At 70.6% G+C, this 20,011-nt stretch carries 19 protein-coding genes, 1 other RNA gene and 1 pseudogene; 5 read left to right on the forward strand and 16 right to left on the reverse strand.

Features of this window, described 5'->3' with window-relative positions; genetic code table 11:
- Positions 1 to 74 precede the first annotated feature (74 nt).
- The 5 genes and pseudogenes from KIK05_RS46500 to KIK05_RS01260 form a co-directional block, all read right to left on the reverse strand.
- The gene (locus KIK05_RS46500; RefSeq protein ID WP_308249686.1) at positions 75 to 518 is read right to left on the reverse strand and encodes a DUF3626 domain-containing protein; all 444 of its coding nucleotides are present in this window, start codon (positions 516 to 518) and stop codon (positions 75 to 77) included.
- Positions 519 to 681: 163 nt separating this feature from the next.
- Positions 682 to 993, reverse strand: a pseudogene (locus KIK05_RS46505) (DUF3626 domain-containing protein); the annotation flags it as partial.
- 61 nt (positions 994 to 1,054) lie between these two features.
- Positions 1,055 to 3,253 (reverse strand): acyl-CoA dehydrogenase family protein, encoded by a 2,199-nt coding sequence (locus KIK05_RS01250; protein WP_214408619.1) that lies wholly within the window; start codon positions 3,251 to 3,253, stop codon positions 1,055 to 1,057.
- A 223-nt stretch (positions 3,254 to 3,476) separates the two neighbouring features.
- Positions 3,477 to 4,316, reverse strand: coding sequence for a TIGR03619 family F420-dependent LLM class oxidoreductase (locus KIK05_RS01255; RefSeq protein ID WP_214408620.1), 840 nt, complete (start codon positions 4,314 to 4,316; stop codon positions 3,477 to 3,479).
- Positions 4,317 to 4,385: 69 nt separating this feature from the next.
- Complete coding sequence (locus KIK05_RS01260; protein ID WP_214408621.1) at positions 4,386 to 5,537, reverse strand: hypothetical protein; 1,152 nt, start codon at positions 5,535 to 5,537, stop codon at positions 4,386 to 4,388.
- Positions 5,538 to 5,730: 193 nt separating this feature from the next.
- Between KIK05_RS01260 and KIK05_RS01265 the strand changes: the two genes are divergently transcribed.
- From KIK05_RS01265 to KIK05_RS01275, 3 genes are all read left to right on the forward strand, one after another.
- Positions 5,731 to 6,840 carry a S1C family serine protease gene (locus tag KIK05_RS01265; protein WP_214408622.1) on the forward strand — a complete coding sequence of 370 codons (1,110 nt, stop codon included), beginning with the start codon at positions 5,731 to 5,733 and terminating at the stop codon, positions 6,838 to 6,840.
- A gap of 153 nt (positions 6,841 to 6,993) precedes the next feature.
- Positions 6,994 to 7,647, forward strand: coding sequence for a hypothetical protein (locus tag KIK05_RS01270; protein WP_214408623.1), 654 nt, complete (start codon positions 6,994 to 6,996; stop codon positions 7,645 to 7,647).
- Between the two features lie 334 nt (positions 7,648 to 7,981).
- Positions 7,982 to 9,532: an alpha/beta hydrolase gene (locus tag KIK05_RS01275; protein WP_214408624.1), complete on the forward strand. Its 1,551-nt coding sequence runs from the start codon at positions 7,982 to 7,984 to the stop codon at positions 9,530 to 9,532.
- Between the two features lie 64 nt (positions 9,533 to 9,596).
- Here KIK05_RS01275 and lepB read toward each other — a convergent pair whose 3' ends face one another.
- From lepB to ftsE, 10 genes are all read right to left on the reverse strand, one after another.
- A complete protein-coding gene (gene lepB, locus KIK05_RS01280) occupies positions 9,597 to 10,100 on the reverse strand; it encodes a signal peptidase I (RefSeq protein WP_214408625.1) in 504 nt (167 codons plus the stop codon).
- Positions 10,097 to 10,612 carry a TlpA disulfide reductase family protein gene (locus KIK05_RS01285; RefSeq protein ID WP_214408626.1) on the reverse strand — a complete coding sequence of 172 codons (516 nt, stop codon included), beginning with the start codon at positions 10,610 to 10,612 and terminating at the stop codon, positions 10,097 to 10,099. The genes lepB and KIK05_RS01285 overlap by 4 nt, the downstream gene beginning before the upstream one ends.
- Positions 10,612 to 11,118 carry a MauE/DoxX family redox-associated membrane protein gene (locus tag KIK05_RS01290; protein ID WP_214408627.1) on the reverse strand — a complete coding sequence of 169 codons (507 nt, stop codon included), beginning with the start codon at positions 11,116 to 11,118 and terminating at the stop codon, positions 10,612 to 10,614. Before KIK05_RS01290 ends, KIK05_RS01285 begins: the two co-directional genes overlap by 1 nt.
- Positions 11,119 to 11,181: 63 nt before the next feature.
- Entirely contained in the window at positions 11,182 to 11,307 is a 126-nt protein-coding gene (locus tag KIK05_RS47895) for a hypothetical protein (protein ID WP_284681174.1), read from the reverse strand.
- Between the two features lie 315 nt (positions 11,308 to 11,622).
- A complete protein-coding gene (locus KIK05_RS01295) occupies positions 11,623 to 12,306 on the reverse strand; it encodes an alpha/beta fold hydrolase (RefSeq protein WP_214408628.1) in 684 nt (227 codons plus the stop codon).
- 143 nt (positions 12,307 to 12,449) lie between these two features.
- Positions 12,450 to 12,826, reverse strand: a transfer-messenger RNA (tmRNA) gene (ssrA, locus tag KIK05_RS01300).
- Between the two features lie 401 nt (positions 12,827 to 13,227).
- The gene (locus KIK05_RS01305; RefSeq protein ID WP_214408629.1) at positions 13,228 to 15,090 is read right to left on the reverse strand and encodes a penicillin-binding transpeptidase domain-containing protein; all 1,863 of its coding nucleotides are present in this window, start codon (positions 15,088 to 15,090) and stop codon (positions 13,228 to 13,230) included.
- Positions 15,091 to 15,145: 55 nt separating this feature from the next.
- Entirely contained in the window at positions 15,146 to 15,613 is a 468-nt protein-coding gene (smpB, locus tag KIK05_RS01310; RefSeq protein ID WP_214408630.1) for an SsrA-binding protein SmpB, read from the reverse strand.
- A 22-nt stretch (positions 15,614 to 15,635) separates the two neighbouring features.
- The gene (ftsX, locus tag KIK05_RS01315; protein WP_214408631.1) at positions 15,636 to 16,544 is read right to left on the reverse strand and encodes a permease-like cell division protein FtsX; all 909 of its coding nucleotides are present in this window, start codon (positions 16,542 to 16,544) and stop codon (positions 15,636 to 15,638) included.
- Between the two features lie 34 nt (positions 16,545 to 16,578).
- Positions 16,579 to 17,268 (reverse strand): cell division ATP-binding protein FtsE, encoded by a 690-nt coding sequence (gene ftsE, locus KIK05_RS01320; protein WP_184939289.1) that lies wholly within the window; start codon positions 17,266 to 17,268, stop codon positions 16,579 to 16,581.
- A gap of 234 nt (positions 17,269 to 17,502) precedes the next feature.
- Here ftsE and KIK05_RS01325 point away from each other — a divergent pair, with 234 nt between their 5' ends.
- On the forward strand, positions 17,503 to 17,694 hold the full coding sequence (locus tag KIK05_RS01325; protein ID WP_214408632.1) for a hypothetical protein: 192 nt from the start codon (positions 17,503 to 17,505) through the stop codon (positions 17,692 to 17,694).
- Between the two features lie 48 nt (positions 17,695 to 17,742).
- Here the strand turns inward: KIK05_RS01325 and prfB are convergent, their stop codons facing one another.
- Entirely contained in the window at positions 17,743 to 18,858 is a 1,116-nt protein-coding gene (gene prfB, locus KIK05_RS01330) for a peptide chain release factor 2 (RefSeq protein WP_214408633.1), read from the reverse strand.
- Between the two features lie 78 nt (positions 18,859 to 18,936).
- Between prfB and KIK05_RS01335 the strand changes: the two genes are divergently transcribed.
- Positions 18,937 to 19,992 carry a DUF8094 domain-containing protein gene (locus KIK05_RS01335; RefSeq protein ID WP_214408634.1) on the forward strand — a complete coding sequence of 352 codons (1,056 nt, stop codon included), beginning with the start codon at positions 18,937 to 18,939 and terminating at the stop codon, positions 19,990 to 19,992.
- The last annotated feature ends 19 nt before the right edge of the window (positions 19,993 to 20,011 follow it).

Here is a 20,011-nt window from a genome sequence, read left to right on the forward strand (position 1 = left end):
ACCACCGCACCCACCGCTTCGGCCTCTGAACCACCCACCGCTTCCACCCCTGAGCCACCCACCGTCCAGCGGGATCAGCCGGACGCCGGTTCCGGGACGCAGCAGGCGGCTCCCGTACCCGGCGTCGGTGAGCCGAAGCGGGCCAGGCAGTGCCACACCTTCTTGAGCGCCTGCGGGTCGTACCGCCCGCCGCGGGCGGCCTCCCCGATGACGCGGGGGTCGAGGTGCCCGTCCTCGGCGATCTCGGCGCCCAGGTCGACGTGTTCCTGTCCTCGATAGTCCGGGTGCCGCCGCAGGTGGTCGACGGAGAGCCGGAACCCGGCGTGCCACTCGACCGGGCACGGCAGCAGGCGGGCGGCGTCCTCCACCTCGGTGCCGCGATAGCAGGGGTCGAGGACCAGCGCCTCCACATCGCGCCCCAGCAGGACCGGCCCGTGCACCTGGGCCTCGATGTAGTCGTCCAGGGCGTCCTGGTCGTCGGCCTCGGCCAGTTCGACGAGCGCCATGCGGGTGGCCACGCCGAAGGCGGACGGCTCGAAGAAGCTGTCCGGGTAGCAGAACGTCGCCCGCCCGAGAGCCTCCGCGGTGAGCCGGAGATGCGCGGACCCGAACCTGGGGGGCCCCGACCGGCTTGCGGCGGAAGTTCAGCGCGCCGTACACGGGACGCTCGTGGGCGGGCGCCTCGTCGTACGCACCGCCGAAGATGCGGCTCTCCCACCGCCACCGATCCCCGCCCGGGTACGCGGTCAGCCCGCCGTTGCTCGTCCCGGTGACGAACTGCGAACGGTAGACGCCGTCGTCGGCCAGCCCGAGCAGAATGAGCCGGTCCCCCACGATCCGGTCCGGATGGAAGTTCAACGTCACCCGCAGATCGGCCGGGACCGGCCCGCCCGAGGCCAGGGCCGCCACGTGCCGGATGGCCCGCTCCCGCGCCGGCCCCGATCCGTCTGTACTCCCCCGCGCATTCTGCTCGAACCCGGCGGCCTCCCGCATCTCGATTGAGCGGCCCGATTCGGGCTCGCGGAGCCGGCCCTCCGGCCGGCTCCGCGAGAGGCTACTTGCCGGGTTCGGGGTCCCGCGGGAGGCCGAGCATGCGTTCGGCGATGATGTTGAGCTGGACCTCGGTGGTGCCGCCGTAGATGGTCATCGCCCGGGTGGCGAGGACGGCGCGGTTCCAGTAGCCCGCGTCGCCGAGCTTCATGTCGGCGGCGATGGTGGCGGCGGCGCCGAGCAGGCCGACCGCGCACTCCGAGACGTGCTGGGCGTGTGAGGTGGACAGCAGCTTGCGCACCGAGGCGTCGGCGCCCGGTTCGGCGCCCGCGAGCTGCTTCAGCGTCACCCGCAGGCTGAGGGCGTTGATCGAGTGGCCCTCGCAGACGACGCCGGCGAGTTCCTGCCGTTCGACGGGGTCGAGCTCCCGGCCGAGGCGGGAGGCCAGGCCGAGCAGGTCGGGGACGGACGCCCCCGTGCCGCCGGAACCGGACGACAGGGACACGCGCTCGTTGGACAGGGTGTTGCGGGCCACCCGCCAGCCCTCGTCGACCTCGCCCACGACCAGGTCGTCCGGGACGAAGACGTCGTCGAAGAAGACCTCGTTGAAGAGGTTCTCGCCGGTCATCTCGGTGAGCGGGCGGACGGTGACGCCGGGGGACTTCATGTCCACCACGAAGTAGGTGATGCCGTCGTGCTTGGGCTTGGAGGTGTCGGTGCGGGCGATGCAGATGCCCCACTCGGCGACGTGGGCCACCGAGGTCCAGATCTTCTGGCCGTTGAGCTTCCAGCCGCCCTCGACCTTCTCGGCCTTCATCTGCAGGGAGGCCAGGTCGGAGCCCGCGCCCGGCTCGCTGAAGAGCTGGCACCAGATCATCTCGCCGGACAGCGTGGCGGGCAGGAAGCGCTCCTGCTGCTCCTGCGTGCCGTAGGCGGCTATGGACGGCACCACCCACGCGCCGATGATCATCTGCGGCAGCCGCACCCGGGCGGCCTTGAGCTCCTGGTGGATCAGCACCTGCTCCAGCGGGGAGGCGCCGCGTCCCCACGGCTTGGGCAGGTGGGGCATGACGAAGCCCTTGCCCGCCAGGGCGCGCTTCTGCTCCTTGCCCTCCAGCTTCGCGATCTCGGCGATCTCCTCGCGGATGGACGAGCGCAGCGCCTCGGCGTCCTCGGGGAGGTCGATCTCCATCTCGCGCGACACACCGGACAGGGCGTAGGAGGCGACGGTGTCGGCCCACTCGGCCGAGGAGCCGAGCAGCGCGCGGAGGGTCAGCGCGCGGCGGTAGTAGAGGTGGGCGTCGTGCTCGAAGGTGTAGCCGATGCCGCCGAAGGTCTGGATCGCGTCCTTGGCGCACTGCACGGCCGCGTCGGGGGCCATCACGCCGGCGATCGCGGCGGCGTACCCGAGCTCGTCGCCGGTGGCGCGGGTGGCGTCCCAGATGGTCGCGCGGGCCTGCTCCAGCGCGACCAGCATGCGGGCGGCCTTGTGCTTGATGCCCTGGAACTGGCCGATCGGGCGCCCGAACTGCACACGCACCTTGGCGTACTCGGAGGCGGACCGCACGCACCAGGAGGCGACTCCGGCGGCCTCGGCGCCGAGGATGATCGCGGCGAGGTTGAGGACCGTGCGGCGCTCCAGCCCGTCGAGCACCCGCTCCCGGGGGACGGCCACGCCGTCCGCCTCGACCTTGGCGACCGAGCGGGTGAGGTCGAGGCTCTTGGTGGCGGTGACGGTGAGCTGGTCCTTCGACAGGACCACCCACTCCTCGCCCTTGTCGGTGGCGACCGGAAGGACGATCACGTCGGCGAGGGCGCCGCCCAGGACGGGTTCGGCCGTGCCGGTGACGGTGAGCACGCCGTCGGCGTCCCGGGTGCCGGTCAGCGCGCCGGCGAGGGACACCGCGCCGGTGAGCGTGCCGTCGGCGAGGCCGGGCAGGAGCTCGGCGCCGGCCTTGGCGTCGGCGGCGTGGATCACCGCGGAGGCGAGCACGGTCGGCACGTACGGGCCGGGCGCGGCCCGCTCGCCGAGCGCCTCGACGGCTACGGCGGTCTCCAGGAGGCCGAAGCCGCTGCCGCCGTACTCCTCGGGCAGGTGCAGGCCGAGCAACCCCTGGTCGGCGAGGCCGGACCAGAAGCCGGGGCGCTCCTCGGCCTCCGCGCCGATCACCGAGCGGACGACGCCGGCGGGGACGTTGCGCTCCGCCCAGCCGCTCACGGACTCGCGGAGCGCCTCGTGTTCCTCGCTCAACCCGATCGCCATAACACCCTCCGGTTCGCCCTGCAGAAGTGACAGAACCATATTCTAGAAGATGCTTCCAAGGCGAGCCACGGGCCGGCGGAACCGATGCGGCCAAATTAGCCACCATCGGGCCGGGCGCCGCCAGAGCGCGCGGGCGGGGGTAGGCAAACCCTCAGCCGGATGGAAGGTTCGTCCACCACCGCGTCAGCGGCGCCTCACCGCGGGGCGCGCCGACGCGGAAGGGTCACTTCCCGTGCACGTCGTCCAGCGCCTTCTCGAAGGCGTCCATCGCCTGCTCGACGCGCGCCAGGCCGGCCGACGGCAGCCACGCCATCACACGTGAGACCCCCGCCTTCTCGCACTCCTCGATCACCCGCGGGTCCGCCGGGACGGACAGCATGTACACGCGCACCCGCTTCCCCGCCTCCTCGGCGCGGCTCACGAGCTCCGGAATGCGCTCCAGGACGCCGGGGCCGTAGTTGGGCAGCCACACGTCGCCGTAGGAGAGGACCCGGTCGAGCACCTTGGGGCCGGTGCCGCCGACCAGGATCGGCGGGTACGGCAACTGGGCCGGCTTCGGCCACGACCACAGCGGGCCGAACGACACATGCTCGCCGTGGTACTCCGCCTCGTCGCGCGTCCAGATCTCCCGCATCGCGGCGATGTGCTCCCTCATCACGCCGAAACGCTTCCTGGGATCGACCCCGTGGTCGCGGATCTCCGGGTCGTTCCACCCCGCGCCGACCCCGAACTCGAAGCGTCCCCCGGTCAGCCGGTCGACGCTCGCCACGGTCTTGGCGAGGGCGATCGGATGGTGCTGCACCACCAGGCAGATGCCGGTGCCGACGCGCAGCCTGGTGGTCGCCGCGCCGGCGACCATGCACGTGGTGAGCGTGTCGTAGGTGTGCCAGTACTTCCGGGGGAGCAGGCTGCCGTCCTCGGCACGCGGCGGCTCGCCGGTGGTCGGGATGTGGGTGTGCTCGGGGAAGAGCAGCGCCGCGTGGCCACGGTCTTCGACCAGCCGGGCGAGGGCGTCGGGAGCGAGCGCGTCATGTGTCGCGAAGTAGCCGAATCCTGTTTCCATCGCCCCAAGGTAACCCGCGATCAAGTGTCCGACCTGGCGACACTCGAGCGCCGTACGGCGAGGGCAGGGCTAGATCGCCCGGGCCGTCCAGTACAGCATGTTGAGGTCGCGGTAGAGGGATTTGCGGGTGTCGGGGACACTCGCGACCAGCATGGCCGGGGCCTTCTTCGACGTGCCGATGACCATGACGTACACCTGCGAGGAGCGCTTCTTGCCGTCCACGAGGTAGCTCACCTTGTACCCCGCCAGCCAGCCGAGGTTGTAGCGGGCCCGCTGCGAGACCGTCCAGGTGAACGCCGACCCGGCCGGCTGGTAGCGCAGCGACCACTTGGCCACCTTGGCGGCCAGCGCCCGGTAGTCGGCGTACGTGGCGGGATGTTCGGGGACGGCGACCGGCACCGGGCCCGACCCGATGCGCGCGGGGCCGGCCTTCTGGGCCGCCGAGAACGGATCCCGCGACGTCTTGGCCCAGGGGGCGCCGTACTGGGCGTAGCTGATGCCGGCGGTGCGGTCGACGACGTAGGACGCGATCGGGGAACCGGAGCCGGTGAAGGTCGTCATCGCCTTGGCCGCCGGGATCGCCGGCACCGCGACCGGGGCCGGCGCCGGTGGTGAGGACGAGGGCCGCCTGACGGGGGCGGCGGCCCGGGTGGGGCCGGCTCCCACGGGCTCGGCGGGCTTGTCGCCGGAGAACAGCATGAAGATCAGTACGACGACGACGGCGGTGACGACGAACGCGCCGACGCCGTAGACCACTCTTATCGGGATGTCGCCGAGGACCAGCATCGCCCGCGAAAGCCAGAGAGGCGCGCGGCGGCGGCGCGGGCGGTCGAACATCGGAGTCGCCGGGAGGTGGCCGGGCGGCCGGGGAGTGTAGGGACCGCTGGAGGCGGCGGGGCCGGGCGGACGGAGGAACGGTCCAGCGGGCTTGCGCACGCTCGCCGTCGCGTCGCCGTCGCCGGACCCACCCGGCCCGGACGCCTTCACGGGCAGGTCCGATGACGCCTTCGGGGCGGCCAGGCTGCGGACGTACGCCTTGACGTCGGGATTGTGGCAGGGGGCCTTCGGCGGCACGCGGACGTACGCCGTCGCGTCCGAGTCGAGACCGTCCGCCGGGCTCACCTGGGGCATGGGGCCGGTGGGCGCGTCGTGGGAGGAGGGGTATGTCGGAGGCCGCCCCGAACCCGGGCGGCTGGGGGTGTTCGCAGCGCCGTCCGCCATGTCGGCAGACTACGTCACAAACAGTGATCCACGAGCCTCGCCGACGGTCACAGAGCCGTTCCGGACGGCGTTTCCGCAGATGGGCGACCGGAGCGGCCGGTGAACAAAATGACGTTCCACCTGATCCGCGCCGGGTCGCCGGAGCGCTTGATCACGGTGAGTATCTTCCGCTCGCCCGGGAAGTACCTTTGCCATGGGAACGACACCACGCGGAGGGCGATCCCGGCGCTTCCGCCGGCAGATCATCACCGCCGGACTCGCCGGCATCCTGGTGGTGTCCACCGGTTGCGCGCTCGCGCAGACCCCGGCCACACCCGGCGGTACCGCCAAGGAAGGGGTCGTCACGACCCAGCCGCCCGCCCCCACGTCCGCGGTCGGCGAGGAGCAGGCGTACGAACGGGTGATCTCGCAGGTCCTGCCGTCGATCGTCCAGATCACCACCAGTGGGGGCCTCGGCTCGGGAGTCGTGTACGACACCAAAGGCCATATCCTGACGAACGCCCACGTGGTGGGTAAGTCGACCAGCTTCCAGGTCACCCTCGCCACGGGGGGAAGTCCGCGCAAGGCGAGCCTCGTCGCGTCGTACCCCGTCGGCGACCTCGCCGTCATCCGCGTGAACGACACCTCCGGCCTGACCCCCGCGCGGTTCGGTGACTCCGGCAGGCTCAGGGTGGGCCAGATCGTGCTCGCCATGGGCAACCCGCTCGGCCTCTCGGGCAGCGTCACCAACGGCATCGTGTCCGCCCTCGGGCGTACGGTCACCGAGCCCCAGGGAGAGGGGTCACCCGGTGCGACGATCACCAACGCCATCCAGACCTCGGCCTCGATCAACCCGGGCAACAGCGGCGGCGCGCTGACGAACCTGTCGAGCGAGGTGATCGGCATCCCCACGCTGGCCGCCATCAACCCCGAGCTCGGCGGCGGCGCGGCCCCGGGCATCGGCTTCGCCATCCCGAGCAACACCGCCAAGGACGTCGCCGACCAGATCATCAAGAACGGCAAGGTCACCAACACCCGCCGCGCCGCCCTCGGCGTGCGGGTCAACACCGTCGTCGGGCCCGACGGGCAGCCGATCGGCGCCGGCGTCGCCCTGGTGGAGCCGAACGGCGGCGCCGCCAAGGCGGGCATCCGGGCGGGCGACGTCATCGTCGCCGTCAACGGCAAGCCCACCCCCACGGCCGCCGCCCTCTCGGAGGTCCTCGCGGCGCTCAAGCCCGGCATGCGGGCGAGCGTGGAGATCATGCACCCCGACGGCCGGCACGCCACCGTCACGGCGACGCTCGGAACCCTTCCCGGCAGCTGACGCCTCCCCGGACCGCGCTCCATCCCCGGCGGCCGGCGCATGCCCCTGAGTGCGCAATGGGATCAAGAAGCACTAAAGTCGTACGGTCAGGACGAGCCGCCACTTCCACGGCGTTTCGCCCCCCGCTGTTCCCGCGATGGAGTTTGGCATCCGATGACCACCACCACGATCGTCTACGCACGCATGATGATCGAGCAGGCGGCCAGAGGACAGTACCGCACTGTCTACACCCCTTCCGCGCTGGAGGCGGCCTCCACGGTGCTGGCCGAGGTGCACGCCGCCGCGGAGCGGCACGGCGTCGCCCCGGCCGACTGGACGGGCGTGTACGGCGCCGACCAGCGCCTGGCGGAGGCCGTCCTGGTGGCCCAGTCGACCGCGTACCGGCGGGCGTCGCTGGTGGACCTGCGCGACCCGCGGGCCCTGCTGGCCGAGGCGGCCGCTCGGTCCGGGCTGGAGACCGCGGACGAACGACCCGGGCGCGCGCCCCTGGAGGAACGGAGCGGGTTCCCCATGCGCGAGGGGATGCCGGGGGGTGACGCTTCGCCGCACCGGGTCACGATCCGTCTCGCCCGCCTGCCGGAGACGCCGCCGTGGGGCTGGGACGGCCTGGCCCCGCTCGTGGTGGCCCTCGACCGGTTCGAGAGCCTCGAGAGCCCCGCGTGGAAGTGGGAGCTGTACCCGGACGTCGGGGAGCCGAGCACACAGATGGTGCAGGTCGTCGCCCCGCCCCCGTCGGCGGCGGTCGCCGACGAGGTCCTCGCCGTGGCCCGCAGGATCCTGACGGGCACGCTCCGCCTGTACCTCTGACACACCGAATACGACCGGCTGGACCGCCGCTCCCTGCGGCCGGTCGGCCTCGGGCCCGCCTGGATGGCCGGGCCGTTCATGGCGGACCGGCCGGCGTCCGTCCTGCCGCCTACTGCTTACGGATGATCCAACGGCGGCTTTTCATCCTTTGTCATTATTTGCGACTTACAGTCGTTGATCAACAATCGTCTCGGCTCGCATCGCCGGGCCGCACGCACCAGGAGCCGTCGTACCCGCTGTCCGCGAGGCCGGCCCGGGGCACCATCACCGGGGGAAGTCGTCGTCCATCGCCGGACGCGGGTGCTCGGCCAGGCATCCGACGATTGGAAGACACGTGCGAAGAAAAGTCCCCCTGTTCGGCCTCGTCGTGGCGGCGGCCGCCGCTCTCCTCCCCTTGTCGCCCGCGGGGGCCACGACGGCCGCCCCGGCCAAGGGCACCATCGCCTGGAGCCCGTGCCCGGAGGACGCGAACGTCGAGTGCGGCACGCTGAGCGTCCCGGTGGACTGGTCCCGCCCGAACGGCCCCACCGTGGACCTCGCCCTGGCCCGGCGCAAGGCGACCGACCCGTCGGCCCGCGCCGGCTCCCTGCTGATCAACCCCGGCGGGCCGGGCGGATCCGGCGTCGACTTCGCCCTGTTCGGCGATCAGTACTTCAGCAAGGAGATCAACAGCAGGTTCGACATCGTCGGCTTCGACCCGCGCGGCGTCGCCCGCAGCCACCCCATCGTCTGCTCCACCGACCTGCTGAGGCAGGCGCCGTACCCGATCATGAAGAGCCAGGCCGACTTCGACCGGCAACTGGCCTACAACAGCCGGCTCCGCGCGGACTGCCGCGCCCGCACCGGCCCGCTGTACGACCACGTGGACACGCTCAGCGTCGTCCGCGACCTCGACGCCATCCGCGCCGCCCTGGGCGAGGACAAGCTGACCTACTACGGCATCTCCTACGGCACCCTGATCGGGCAGCTGTACGCCGAGACCTTCCCCGAACGGGTCCGCGCCCTCGCGCTCGACGGCAACATGGACCACAGCCTGCACACCCGCGGGTTCCTCGACACCGAGGCCGCCACCGTGCAGGACTCCTTCGACGAGTTCGTCTCCTGGTGCGATCGCGAGGCCTCGTGCGCGCTGCACGGGCGTGACGTACGCGCCTTCTGGGCCGGCCTGCTGGCCCGCGCCGACCGCGGTGAACTGCACTTCCCCGGCCAGCCCGAGGCGCCGCTCACCCGGCTCGACCTCATCGGCATGGCCACCGGCGCCTTCTACGGGCCGGCGTGGGCCGAGCTCGCCCGGTTCCTGAACGACGTGGACACCGGCACCGCCGCCGCCCCCTTCACCCTCAGGTCCCCCAAGCGCGACGCGGACGTGACCGAGTACCCCACGCAGGTCTTCTGCGAGGACTTCTCCCTCCCCGTGCACGACTACCGTGAGTACGCCGCGCTCCTGCGCCGCTCGGCCCGGATCGCACCCGACATGCGGTTCAGCCCGCTCGCCCTGTCGATGACGACGAGCTGCCTCGGTCAGCCCACCCCGATCCCGAACCCCCAGCACCACCTGCGGGTGCACGGCAGCGCGCCGCTGCTGCTCGGCAACTCCGTACACGATCCCGCCACCGCCTACAGCTGGGCGGTGAGCAGCGCCCGCCAGATCGGCCGGGAGGCGACGCTCCTGACCTATGACGGCTGGGGCCACGGCATCTACGGCCACAGCGACTGCACCACCGGGACCATCGACTCCTACCTGGTCTCGCTGGCTCTCCCGGCCCGCGGCACGCACTGCCCGGCCGTCGAGCCGCCCGCGCAGCTCAAGGCCCAGCGGCCGCCGCTCCCGCTGCCGCCCGGCCCGCTGCCCGCCGTCCCCGGCTGGGGCCTGCCGAGGTCCTGACCGTCCCACCCGCGAGCCGTACGGGCACCGTCCCGTACGGCTCGCGCCGTACCGGCGGGGGGTGTCACTCCCGTGGCAGGCGGCGCACCATGACGCCGACGAACTCCGCGCCGCGCACGAAGCCGAACTCCCGTGAATCCCAGCTGGTGTCAGGGTTGTCGCCCAGCACGACCAGCGCGTCCTCCGGTACGACCGTCTCGGAGACGTCGCGCAGGGCCGGGAAGGACTCGCGGGGCACCGGCTCCCCGGCCACCGCGACCGCCCGCTTCACGAGCAGGCGCCGGCCCGGGTGGTCGAACATCTCCGGCACCGTGTCCTCCTCGCCGGGCTCGACGCCGGGCGGCAACCCCTCCACCGCGGGAGGGTCGGGAATCCGCACGACGACGATCTGCCCGGAGTGGACCCGCTTCGTCCTGCGCACCAGCAGCCGGTCACCGGAGCGCAGGGTGGGTTCCATGCTGGGCCCGCGGACCGTCGCGACCATGTACCGGCGCCGGAGCCACAGCAGCGAGGCTCCCACCGCCACGACGCCGAACGCCGGCAGGAGCAACTTCGCGTGCCCGGTCATGCCCGGGATTCGATGGGCAGTTCCTCCAGGCGGCCACCGGCGGCGATGAGGCGATGGTCGGAGCCGAAAAGGTAGAGCGCCGGGGTCCACGAGTTCCGGAACGCGCTCGCCACCGGCCCCTCGTCGTCCTCGACGATCACACGGGCGGCCGGGGTGAGCGCCTCGACGGCCACGGGGTCGTCGCCGGCGACCACGGCGAGCACGTTCTCGCGTCCGAGCTCGCGGGCCCGCTCGGTGAACCTCGGCAGCAGCGTGTGGCAGGGCTCGCATCCGGCGGAGAAGAATCCGACGAGCCCGGTGACCGTGTCCTGGGACACCGGCTCGCCGTCCAGGGTCACCGCGGCGAACTCGCCGGCGGGCGAGCCGAGCGGCAGGGCGATGGGAGGCCCGGCGTGCGAGGCGCCTCCCCCGCCGCCCGTCTGCTTCATCCGGCGTATGAGGCCGACGGTCAGCAGCAGGTTGAACGCGGAGACCAGAGCGATGAGCACCACGGCGGCGATGAGGTAGGGCATCAGGCGTTCCTCGCGAAGAGATCGACGATGTCGTCGAAGGAAGCGATGATCATCGCTCCGATGAGCCCCGCGACGACCGCCAGGGCCGTCCCGGCGAGCACGGGCACGCCGGCGGGCAGCAGGGCGCCGAGCGCGGCCACGACGATCAACAGGGCGTTGCGCACCAGGTGGCGGGCTCCAAGGGGTGCGGCGGAGGCGCCGAAGCATCGGCAGGGAGCCCGCTGCCCGCGCCGCAGCGCGAGGGCGATCGCGGCGGTGAACGCGACCAGCAGCGCACCGGCGAGCGCGAGACCGTACGGCGTGAGCGGCGGCACGGCGATCAGGATCGGGATCAGCGCCTCCGTCGCGACGACCGCCACCGCGATCGGGCGGAGCAGGGGGCGCCGGACGGGGACGAGCTGGGGCAGGGAGCGGCGGAAGCCCTCGAAGTCGCGCAGCTTCGACACCGCGGTGATCGCGAAGACCAGTGCCACGAGGCAGGCGCATCCGATCCGCACGTACTCCATCCGCACCTCCACCGCCGGGCGGGCGGCGGAGACCCGCCGCCCGCGGACATCTTTACAGACGGATCAGCAGGTGCCGACCTTGACCGTCTGGCAGCCCTGGTCCAGGCAGCACTGACGGAGGTACTTCACGTGGTTGGAGCAGTAGTAGTAGTTGCTGCAGCCCGCCTCCACGGTGGCCTTGTGAGCCACGCGTGCAAGAAGACGGTCGACGAGACCCATCATGATGTCTCCTCTCGAAGGCCCTGATCGGGCCACGGGGTTGGCGAGCACGATCTTCCGGTCTTCCGAATTACGGCGCAATGGTCGAGATCGAATCCGCAGAAAACGATCAGACGGTCCAGGTGCCGGAAGTTTCGGCCATGATCATTTGATGCCCTGGAAGGGACCGAAAAGCCGGGCGTCCGGACGCATGCCCCTTCTCACCTGCGCAATCACCGGAACTCCCCGTAAGAGCCCCGCCACACGGCGTACCGGAACCCGCTCGGCGACCGAGACCGCCGGCGCCTACCCGGCGAGGAACTCCGTGACGGCCGCGAGGAAGTCGGCCGGGCGGGTGGAGTGGATCTCGTGGCCCGCCTCGATCGTGACGAGCCTCGCGCCGGGGATCCGCGCGGCCACCTCACGGACCTGGTCCTGCGGGAGATGACTGGCCGTACCGCCCGCCAGGACGAGGGTCGGCGCGGTGACACCGGACAGCCCCTCCAGCCAGCGCGGGTCGGGGTGATTGCGCTGGTGGGCCGTCTGCTCGACCATCGCCCAGTCGAACGGCAGGTCCCCCTCGGGCCGCTCGGGGAGAGGCAGGCCGGCGGGGTGGGGGGCGGGCACGTCCTCCAGCACCAGCCGCTCCACCCGGCCGGGGTGCTCCTGGGCGATCAGGAAGGCCACCATGCCGCCCATCGAGTGCCCGATCACGGTCGCGCTCGCCACGCCCAGGTGGTCGAGCAGGGCGACGACGTCGTCCCGCATCAGTTCCAGGGAGTACACCCCTGGCCGGCCACTGAGGCCGTGACCTCGCAGGTCGGGTGCGTAGATCCGCCAGGAGGAGGCGAGGTGGTCGATGATCCCGGCCCAGTCGGTGTGGTCGAGCCCCCGCCCCGGAAGGAGCAGCAGGGGCGGCGCGGCGGCGTCCCCCTCGACGCGGTAGGCCAACTCGACGCCGTTCACCAGGGCGGTGCGTATCTCGCTCATCGCGTCACCATAGGCACCGTTCGTCCCAGAGTGGCCGGAATTCACCACGGGCGGAAGACGGCAGGCGGGGCAGGTGTCCACTGCCCCGGAACGCGAAAGGCCGCTCCCGCCTTCGATCGCTCGAAGGCGGGAGCGGCCTTTCGCCGTGGAGGTGGCGGGAATCGAACCCGCGTCCTTCAACACCACGACAGGGCTTCTCCGGGTGCAGCCTGCTGCGATTTTCTCAGCCCCGGCGATCACGCAGGCGAGTCGCCGACGGGCTCAGTCACTGTTAGGTTTCCCTATCGACCCCGTGACCGGGTCGATCGGTTTAGCCTCCTAGCGATGCCAGATCCGGGCCGGAGGCGGTCCCGGGCTGACAAGGGCGAGGTCCTCGCTCAGGCGGCGAGGGCCATCTGGCCCTGAGTGCTCTTAGTATTGGCACTTGTTTTTTGCGGTCACAGGATTAACGAGGTTATGTCCGCAGTCCTCGACCCGCTTCCCCTGGCGCGACATGCCGAAGTCGAAACCAGTCACCCCCTGTGGAGTTGTCAACTCTGACCACCTGGAAGACCAGGCAACCAGAAGATACTCCAGACAACACCCGCAGCGCCAACTTGATTCCCGGCGCGGCCGGCGGTACGGGTGCCGAAACCCCCGGAGACGTGGCACACGGCACACGCCCCCGGGGGCCGACCGGCAGGGTCGAGCCGGTCCGGACGGCAGGGCTTCCCCCGAGATGAAGCCCTGGTCTCATCACGGCGACTGAGTCCGCAACCCCCAAGCGGTGCTCAGTCACCCAGAAAGACGCCGGGAACCGCCCCGATGGTTGCTCGCCCCGAGAACAATTTTCGGTGACGTGTCACCAACGCCGTCGCGCCTCACCCGAGCGGCGCCGCCGATCCCGAGGTGGAGGCCCGGCGGCATCACTCCGGCCGGGCACTACGCGGCGCTGCGGGCGCTGCGGAAGAACTGGCCGGCGATCTGCGCCGAGGCCGCCGGGGTGGACGTCTCGGTCAGCACGGCCACGGCGATGTCACCCTGCCATCCGACGAACCACGACAGGTTCTTCTGGTGCTTCTTCTCGCTGTAGGTGACGGTGGAGGCGACGCCGTACACCTTGCCGCCCGCGACCGCGGCGGCGGACGCCGAACCCGAGGTGACACCGGCCCGCATCAGCGCCTTGAGCTTGTCGAGCGTCTTGGAGTCCAGCTGGACGGGACGCGAAGGAGTGACCGGCGCGGTCCCCGCCGGGGTGTCCGGCGCGTCCGGCGCGGCCGGCGAGGTGACCAGCGTGGGCGGGTGCCAGGTGCCGGAGGCGACGGCGCCGGCCACCAGCGCCATCGACAGCGGGCTCACCCGCACACTCGTGCCGGCGATGATCTTCGCCTTGGCGGCGTCGGAGGTGCCGGCGGGCAGACTGCCGCTGAACGACCGGAGCGGGAGGTTCCAGGCGGAGCCGATGCCGAACCGCGACGCGGCCTGGCTGAGCGCCGTCGAGCTGATGCGCCGCGAGAGCGACGCCAGGGCCGTCACGCACCCCTGGGCGAAGCCCGCGGCGATCGTGGGCGCCGTGCCGGCGGGAATCGTCGCCTGCTGGAATCGGGCGCCGCCGACGGTGCGGTCGGCCGGGCACGGCACCTTCTGCGACGGATCGACCCCGGCGCCGAGCAGCCCCTCGGCCGCGACGACCGAGAACGCGGTGCCCGGCGGGAACCGTCCGGCGAGCCCGTCACGCTCCTGGTCCATCCCTCTGGACGCCACCGCCCGGATGGCCCCCGTGGGGGCGTGCACGGCGACCAGGACGGCGGGGGTGGCGCCGCTGACGGCGAGGTCGGCCGCCTGCTGGATGCCCCTGTCGATGGTGGTGCGCACGGCCGTGGTGTTGTCGCGGCCGGGCCACTCCTCCAGCTGGGCGACCTTCGCGCCGGTCTTCTGGTCAAGCGTGATGATCTTGGTGTCGGTGGAGCCGGTGAGCTGGTCCTGGTAGGCCTTCTGCAGGCCGCTCTGCCCGATGGTGTCCCCGGCGCGCTGCGGGCCGCCCAGTTGCTGCTCGGTCTCGGCGGTGATCGCCCCGACCCTGCCGATGATGTCGGCGGGCTGGGTGGGCGCGACCGGCTGCTGTCGCTTCTCCACCAGAAGGCCGGGGATGTCCAGCCTGTCGCGCAGCTGGGAGTACTTCTTCAGGCCGAAGGTCACCAGCGGGACGAACTCCTGCGGCGGTGCCGACATGATGCGGCCGAGCAACCGGTCCTGGGCGAACCCGGTGAGCTGGTAGAGCCGCTCGCACAGCTCGGCCGGGTTCTTCACGCTGGCGGGGGTGACGCCCGCGACGTACAGGTCCTGCTCGGTCTGCAGGGCGTTGCCGGCGACGTCGTTGATCGGCTGACGGTCCCTGGGCGTGACCTGCACCGCGAAGCGCTGCCCCGGCTGCAGCTTGGGATGGATGACGCTGGGCGACCAGCGGACCTTCCACGAGCCGTCGACCACGTGGAGGGGCAGCTTGTTGTCGTACTGCCACAACGGGTTGTTGTCGCCGAGGTCGATCTGCACGTGGAAGTCGGCGGTGGCGTCGTCGCCGTCCATGCGCAGCCCCTTGAGGGAGAAGCGGATGGACGAGACGTCGAGCTGCGTCGCGGTGTCGGCGAGGGCCTTCTTCACCACCGCCGGATCGGCGTCGGCCCGCCGCGCCGCCGCGTCGTAGTCGCCGGTCTGCCAGCCGACCAGGAACTCGCTGACCGCGTCGTGCGGCGAGGGCTCGGAGAAACAGGCCGCCAACAGGGGCACGGCGACCGCCAGGGACATCCCGGCCGACAACGCCCTTCTGAAACGTACGCCTAGCGCCACGGCTTATCGAGCCTCACCGGTTGCGGTGACGGAGGGCCCGGGCCATCTCGCGCTTCGCCTGCTGCTCGGCGAGGTCGTGCCGCTTGTCCCAGGTCTTCTTACCGCGGGCCACGCCGATCTCGACCTTGGCCCTGCCGTCCTTGAAGTACAGCGAGAGAGGGACCAGGGTCAGGCCGGTCTCCTTGGTCTTGTTGACGATCTTCCCGATCTCTTTGCGGTGCAGCAGCAGTTTGCGGGGCCGGCGAGCGGCGTGGTTGGTCCACGTGCCCATGTGGTACTCGGGGATGTGGATGTTCATCAGCCACACCTCGTCGTCCTTCACCTGGGCGAACCCGTCGGTGAGGCTCGCCCGGCCGGCACGGAGGGACTTGACCTCCGTGCCCATGAGGACGAGCCCGGCCTCGTAGGTGTCCTCGATGTGATAGTCGTGCCGGGCACGCTTGTTCTGGGCGATGAGCTTTCGCCCGGTCTCACGTGGCATACAGCGAGCCTACCGGGGCGCGTCACACCCGCAGGTATCGGCGGAGCGTGAAGAACGACGCCAGGATACAGATCACGACACCGATCACGGTCGTGAACGTGATCACCTGCGCGACGTCGGCCCAGTCGAGCTGCGTCGCCAGCACGAAGTTCGTCTGAAGGCTGTCGAACAGCACGACCTTGGCCACCATGAGCATGACCGCGGAGATCACGCCGCCGATGAGGCCGGCGATGGTGCCCTCCATGACGAACGGCAGCTGGATGTAGAGGTTGGAGGCGCCGACCAGGCGCATGATGCCGGTCTCGCGTCTGCGGTTGTACGCCGACAATCGCACGGTGTTGCCGATCAACAGGATGGCGGCGAAGACCTGGATCAGCGCCACGATGAGCGCGGACAGCCGAAGTTTGTTCATGAAGCCGAAGAACTTGTCGAGGAGCTCCTGGTCGTTGACGACGTTGGAGACTCCCGGCGCGCCCTTGAGGGCGTCGAAGACGGCCTTGTAGTCGTTGGGGTCCTTCAGCTTGACCCGGAACGACTCCGGCATGTCCTCGGCCTTGACCGCGTTGAGGAACACGGTGTTGCTGCTGTAGGCCTCTTTGAACTTCTCGTAGGCCTCCTGCTGGGGCTCGAACGTGACCTGTTCGACCTGAGGCATGCCCTGGATGCGCGACTTCAGCTGGTCCTTCTCCTGCTGGCTCACGGCACCCCGGCCCTTGCAGGCCTCGAACACGTCGTTCTTCTTGCACAGGAACGCCGAGAGCTGCACCTTGTCGGACCAGTAGGAGCTCATGTGCCCGACCTGGGCGTTGATCAAGAGCCCAATGCCGAGCAGCGCCATGCCGATGGCCACGGTCACGATGACCGCGATGGTCATCGTGAGGTTGCGCCGAAGGCCGATCCAGACCTCAGAGAAGATGAAGTTTGCCCGCATGCTTTGGGTGTCCCCTGTTGCTCTCGCTTGGTGATCAGTACGCCTGGCCGTAGACGCCGCGCGACTGATCCCGGACGATCTTGCCGTCCTCGAGCTCGACCACGCGTTTACGCATGGAGTCGACGATGGCGGCGTCATGGGTCGCCATGACCACGGTGGTGCCGGTCCGGTTGATCCGGTCGAGCACCTTCATGATCCCGATGCTGGTGGCGGGGTCGATGTTTCCCGTCGGCTCGTCGGCCAGCAGGATCATCGGACGGTTGACGAACGCGCGGGCCATGGCGACCCGCTGCTGCTCACCGCCGGACAGCTCATCGGGCATGCGGTGGGCCTTGCCCTCCAGGCCGACCAGCTCGACGACCTCGGGCACGACCTTGCGGATGAACCTCCGGGGCTTGCCGATGACCTCAAGGGCGAACGCCACGTTCTCGTAGACGTTCTTGTTGGGCAGCAGCCGGAAGTCCTGGAACACGCAGCCGATGCGGCGGCGCAGATGCGGCACCTTGAAGTTCGACAGGCGCGCCAGATCCTTTCCGGCGACGTGGATGGCGCCCGAGTTCGGGCGCTCCTCCTTCAGGACCAGACGGAGAAAGGTCGACTTCCCCGAACCCGAAGGACCGACCAGGAACACGAACTCGCCCTTGTCGACGTCGACGCTGACGTGGTCGAGGGCGGGCCGGTTCTGGTTAGCGTAGACCTTGGTGACATTATCGAAATGGATCACAGGCGCATCACGGCATGCCAGTCTAGGGGTTAGGACGGTAGCGGACGTGGCCACGTGGCCACTTCGCATTGGTCGCCGGCCGGGGGGCGCCGCTCTTTACCATTGATCGACGTTCCGGTTGGCCGAGGCTCAGTCTAGGGGTAACACTGGCATGGAACGTCCATAACGGAAACAAAACGATTCCACGCTCGCTAACGGCCTGGTAAAGCGAGCCCCGTGGAGAGGGAGATCCCCGTGAGCTGCGAACACCTCATCTGCGCCCAGTGCGCCGGCCCAGTGGTCGAGGGACGGTGCCCGACGTGCCGGGCCGGGAGGGCGAAGGTGCACCACCACGGCTTCGGCGGCATTTCGCCCACGCTGATCGCGATCGTCCTGATCGTGGTGCTTGTGTGCACGCTCGCGCTCAGGCACCTGTACGGCGCCTGAGCCGCTCTTCACGTCACGCCGGCGGGCGCCCCAGGGCGCCCGGTGCCGTTACGCCGCGCCCGATTCCTGGCGGCGCATCCAGCGGATCTCACCCTCGATGAACTCGTCGAGATCGCCGTCGAGCACGGCGCTGGGGTTGCCCGCCTCGACCGCGGTGCGCAGGTCCTTCACGATCTGGTAGGGGTGCAGCACGTAGTTGCGGATCTGCGTGCCCCACGAGGTGGTCGACTCGCCACGCAGCTCCGACATCTTCTCGGCCTCCTCCTGCCGCTTGCGCTCCAGCAGCTTGGCCTGCAGGACGGCCATCGCCGAGGCGCGGTTCTGCAGCTGGGAGCGCTCGTTCTGGCAGGACACCACGATGCCGGTCGGCAGGTGGGTGATGCGGACCGCCGAGTCGGTGGTGTTGACGCCCTGCCCGCCGGGACCCGACGAACGGTAGACGTCGATGCGCAGGTCGTCCTCGTTGATGTCGATGTGGTCGGTCTGCTCGACGACCGGCACGATGTCGACGCCCGCGAAGGAGGTCTGGCGGCGGCCCTGGTTGTCGAACGGGCTGATGCGCACGAGCCGGTGGGTGCCGTGCTCGCCCCTGAGCGTGCCGTAGGCGTAGGGCGCCTTGACGACGAAGGTGGCCGACTTGATGCCGGCCTCCTCGGCGTAGGAGGTGTCGTAGACCTCGGTGGAGTAGCCCTTGCGCTCGGCCCAGCGGAGGTACATGCGCAGCAGCATCTGCGCCCAGTCGGCGGCGTCGACGCCACCGGCCTGGGAGTTGATGGTGACGAGGGCCTCACGGGCGTCGTAGGGGCCCGACAGCAGCGTGCGGACCTCCAGGGCGTTGACGTCGCCGCGCAGCGAGGCCAGCTCACGCTCGGCCTCTTCGCGCGTGTCGGCGTCGTCCTCGGCCTCGGCGAGCTCGAACAGCACCGAGACGTCTTCGAGCCGGCGCGCCAGGGCCTCGACGCGGTTCAGCTCGCCCTGCAGGTGGGAGAGCTTGCTGGTGACCTTCTGCGCCTGCTCGGGGTCGTTCCAGAGGTCAGGCGCGGCAGCCCGCTCCTCCAGCTCTGCGATCTGCTTGCGCATAGCGTCGAGATCCAGCACGTCCTGAATGCTCTTCAGTGTGCCGGTAAGCTCGCTGATCTCTTCTGTGGGATCGATGGCTGCCACATCGTCCAAGGGTACGCGACGACGGAGGCACCTTGCGCGTGGCTAGCATTGGCCCGGTACCGATCGGGGAGGACGGGCGTGAATAAGACCATGCGTGTCGCCCTCTCGCCGTTGCTGCTCGCCGGTCTGCTGGCCGGCTGCTCGGCGGGCGGGTCGGCGGACGGGCGGCTTCCGACGGCGTCGTCGTCGGCCACGACCGTCCCCGCGGCCGCCACCTCGCCGTCCGCGACGCCGGACGGCCCGGCCGTGACGCTCGCGGAGGCCGGCCAGGAGGCGCGGAAGATCCTCAAGGCCGACGAGATCATCAGGGCGTTCGGCGCCGAGTCGTACGCGCTCGCCCAGACCGCCGACGCGCAGAGGCAGGTCACCGTGGCCGATTTCCAGTCGACGGCCATGCGTCCGGCCCGCTACACCTGGGGCGATCCCACGTTGCTCGTGCCGAGGCTCGAAGCCGGCCGCTACCCCTACTGGTTCGCCGCCGTCGCCGAGCGGCGCGACGCGGGCGGTACGAGCCGCACGGCCGTGCTCGCCTTCATGAAGTCCGACGAGAGATCCCGCTGGCAGCTGAGGTCGGTCTCCCTGCTCTACCCCGGCACCAAGCCGCCCGCCATCACCCTCGACTCCGAGGGGTACGCCACGGCGCTGGCCACCCGCGACGAGAGCGTGGCGATCAGCCCGCGCCTGATGGCGCCGCTGCACGCGACCATCGCCGAGGAGGGCCCGAAGGGGTACGCCGCGCAGCTGATCACGGCGGGCCCGCAGACCACGGGGTACTTCGCCGAGGTCCAGAAGGCCCAGCCCGCGGCCAAGCGGCAGGGCCTGCTGTACGACTCGATCTTCGCCGCCACGCCGTACCCGATCTACGCGCTGCGGGCGGCCGGCGGCGGCGCGGTGATCATTTACTCCCTGAGGCGCACCACGTCGCTGCAGGGCGAGACCGTCAGCGCCAGCGGCCTGGTGCCCGTGCCGAAGGCCGTGCGCTGGGCCGTCGACCACCAGGCCGCCAGAGTGGCGCGCAAGCTGCGTGTGGTGGAGACCCAGCAGTACGTCAGCCAGGTGGCCCGCAAGGGCGCCACCGACCCCGCGAAGATCATCGCCTTCGACGGCACCCCCACCACCATCACCGTCGACTGAGCCCCTCACCGCCGAGCGC

The organism is Sphaerisporangium fuscum (assembly GCF_018531465.1).
Classification (GTDB): Bacteria; Actinomycetota; Actinomycetes; order Streptosporangiales; family Streptosporangiaceae; genus Sphaerisporangium; species Sphaerisporangium fuscum.

Coding starts and splice junctions, on each gene's coding strand:
- KIK05_RS01250 (WP_214408619.1), bottom strand. CDS start 3,253: ATGGCGATCGGGTTGAGCGAGGAACACGAGGCGCTCCGCGAGTCCGTG.
- KIK05_RS01255 (WP_214408620.1), bottom strand. CDS start 4,316: ATGGAAACAGGATTCGGCTACTTCGCGACACATGACGCGCTCGCTCCC.
- KIK05_RS01260 (WP_214408621.1), bottom strand. CDS start 5,537: ATGGCGGACGGCGCTGCGAACACCCCCAGCCGCCCGGGTTCGGGGCGG.
- KIK05_RS01265 (WP_214408622.1), top strand. CDS start 5,731: ATGGGAACGACACCACGCGGAGGGCGATCCCGGCGCTTCCGCCGGCAG.
- KIK05_RS01270 (WP_214408623.1), top strand. CDS start 6,994: ATGACCACCACCACGATCGTCTACGCACGCATGATGATCGAGCAGGCG.
- lepB (WP_214408625.1), bottom strand. CDS start 10,100: ATGACCGGGCACGCGAAGTTGCTCCTGCCGGCGTTCGGCGTCGTGGCG.
- KIK05_RS01285 (WP_214408626.1), bottom strand. CDS start 10,612: ATGCCCTACCTCATCGCCGCCGTGGTGCTCATCGCTCTGGTCTCCGCG.
- KIK05_RS01290 (WP_214408627.1), bottom strand. CDS start 11,118: ATGGAGTACGTGCGGATCGGATGCGCCTGCCTCGTGGCACTGGTCTTC.
- KIK05_RS01295 (WP_214408628.1), bottom strand. CDS start 12,306: ATGAGCGAGATACGCACCGCCCTGGTGAACGGCGTCGAGTTGGCCTAC.
- KIK05_RS01305 (WP_214408629.1), bottom strand. CDS start 15,090: ATGTCCCTGGCGGTCGCCGTGCCCCTGTTGGCGGCCTGTTTCTCCGAG.
- smpB (WP_214408630.1), bottom strand. CDS start 15,613: ATGCCACGTGAGACCGGGCGAAAGCTCATCGCCCAGAACAAGCGTGCC.
- ftsX (WP_214408631.1), bottom strand. CDS start 16,544: ATGCGGGCAAACTTCATCTTCTCTGAGGTCTGGATCGGCCTTCGGCGC.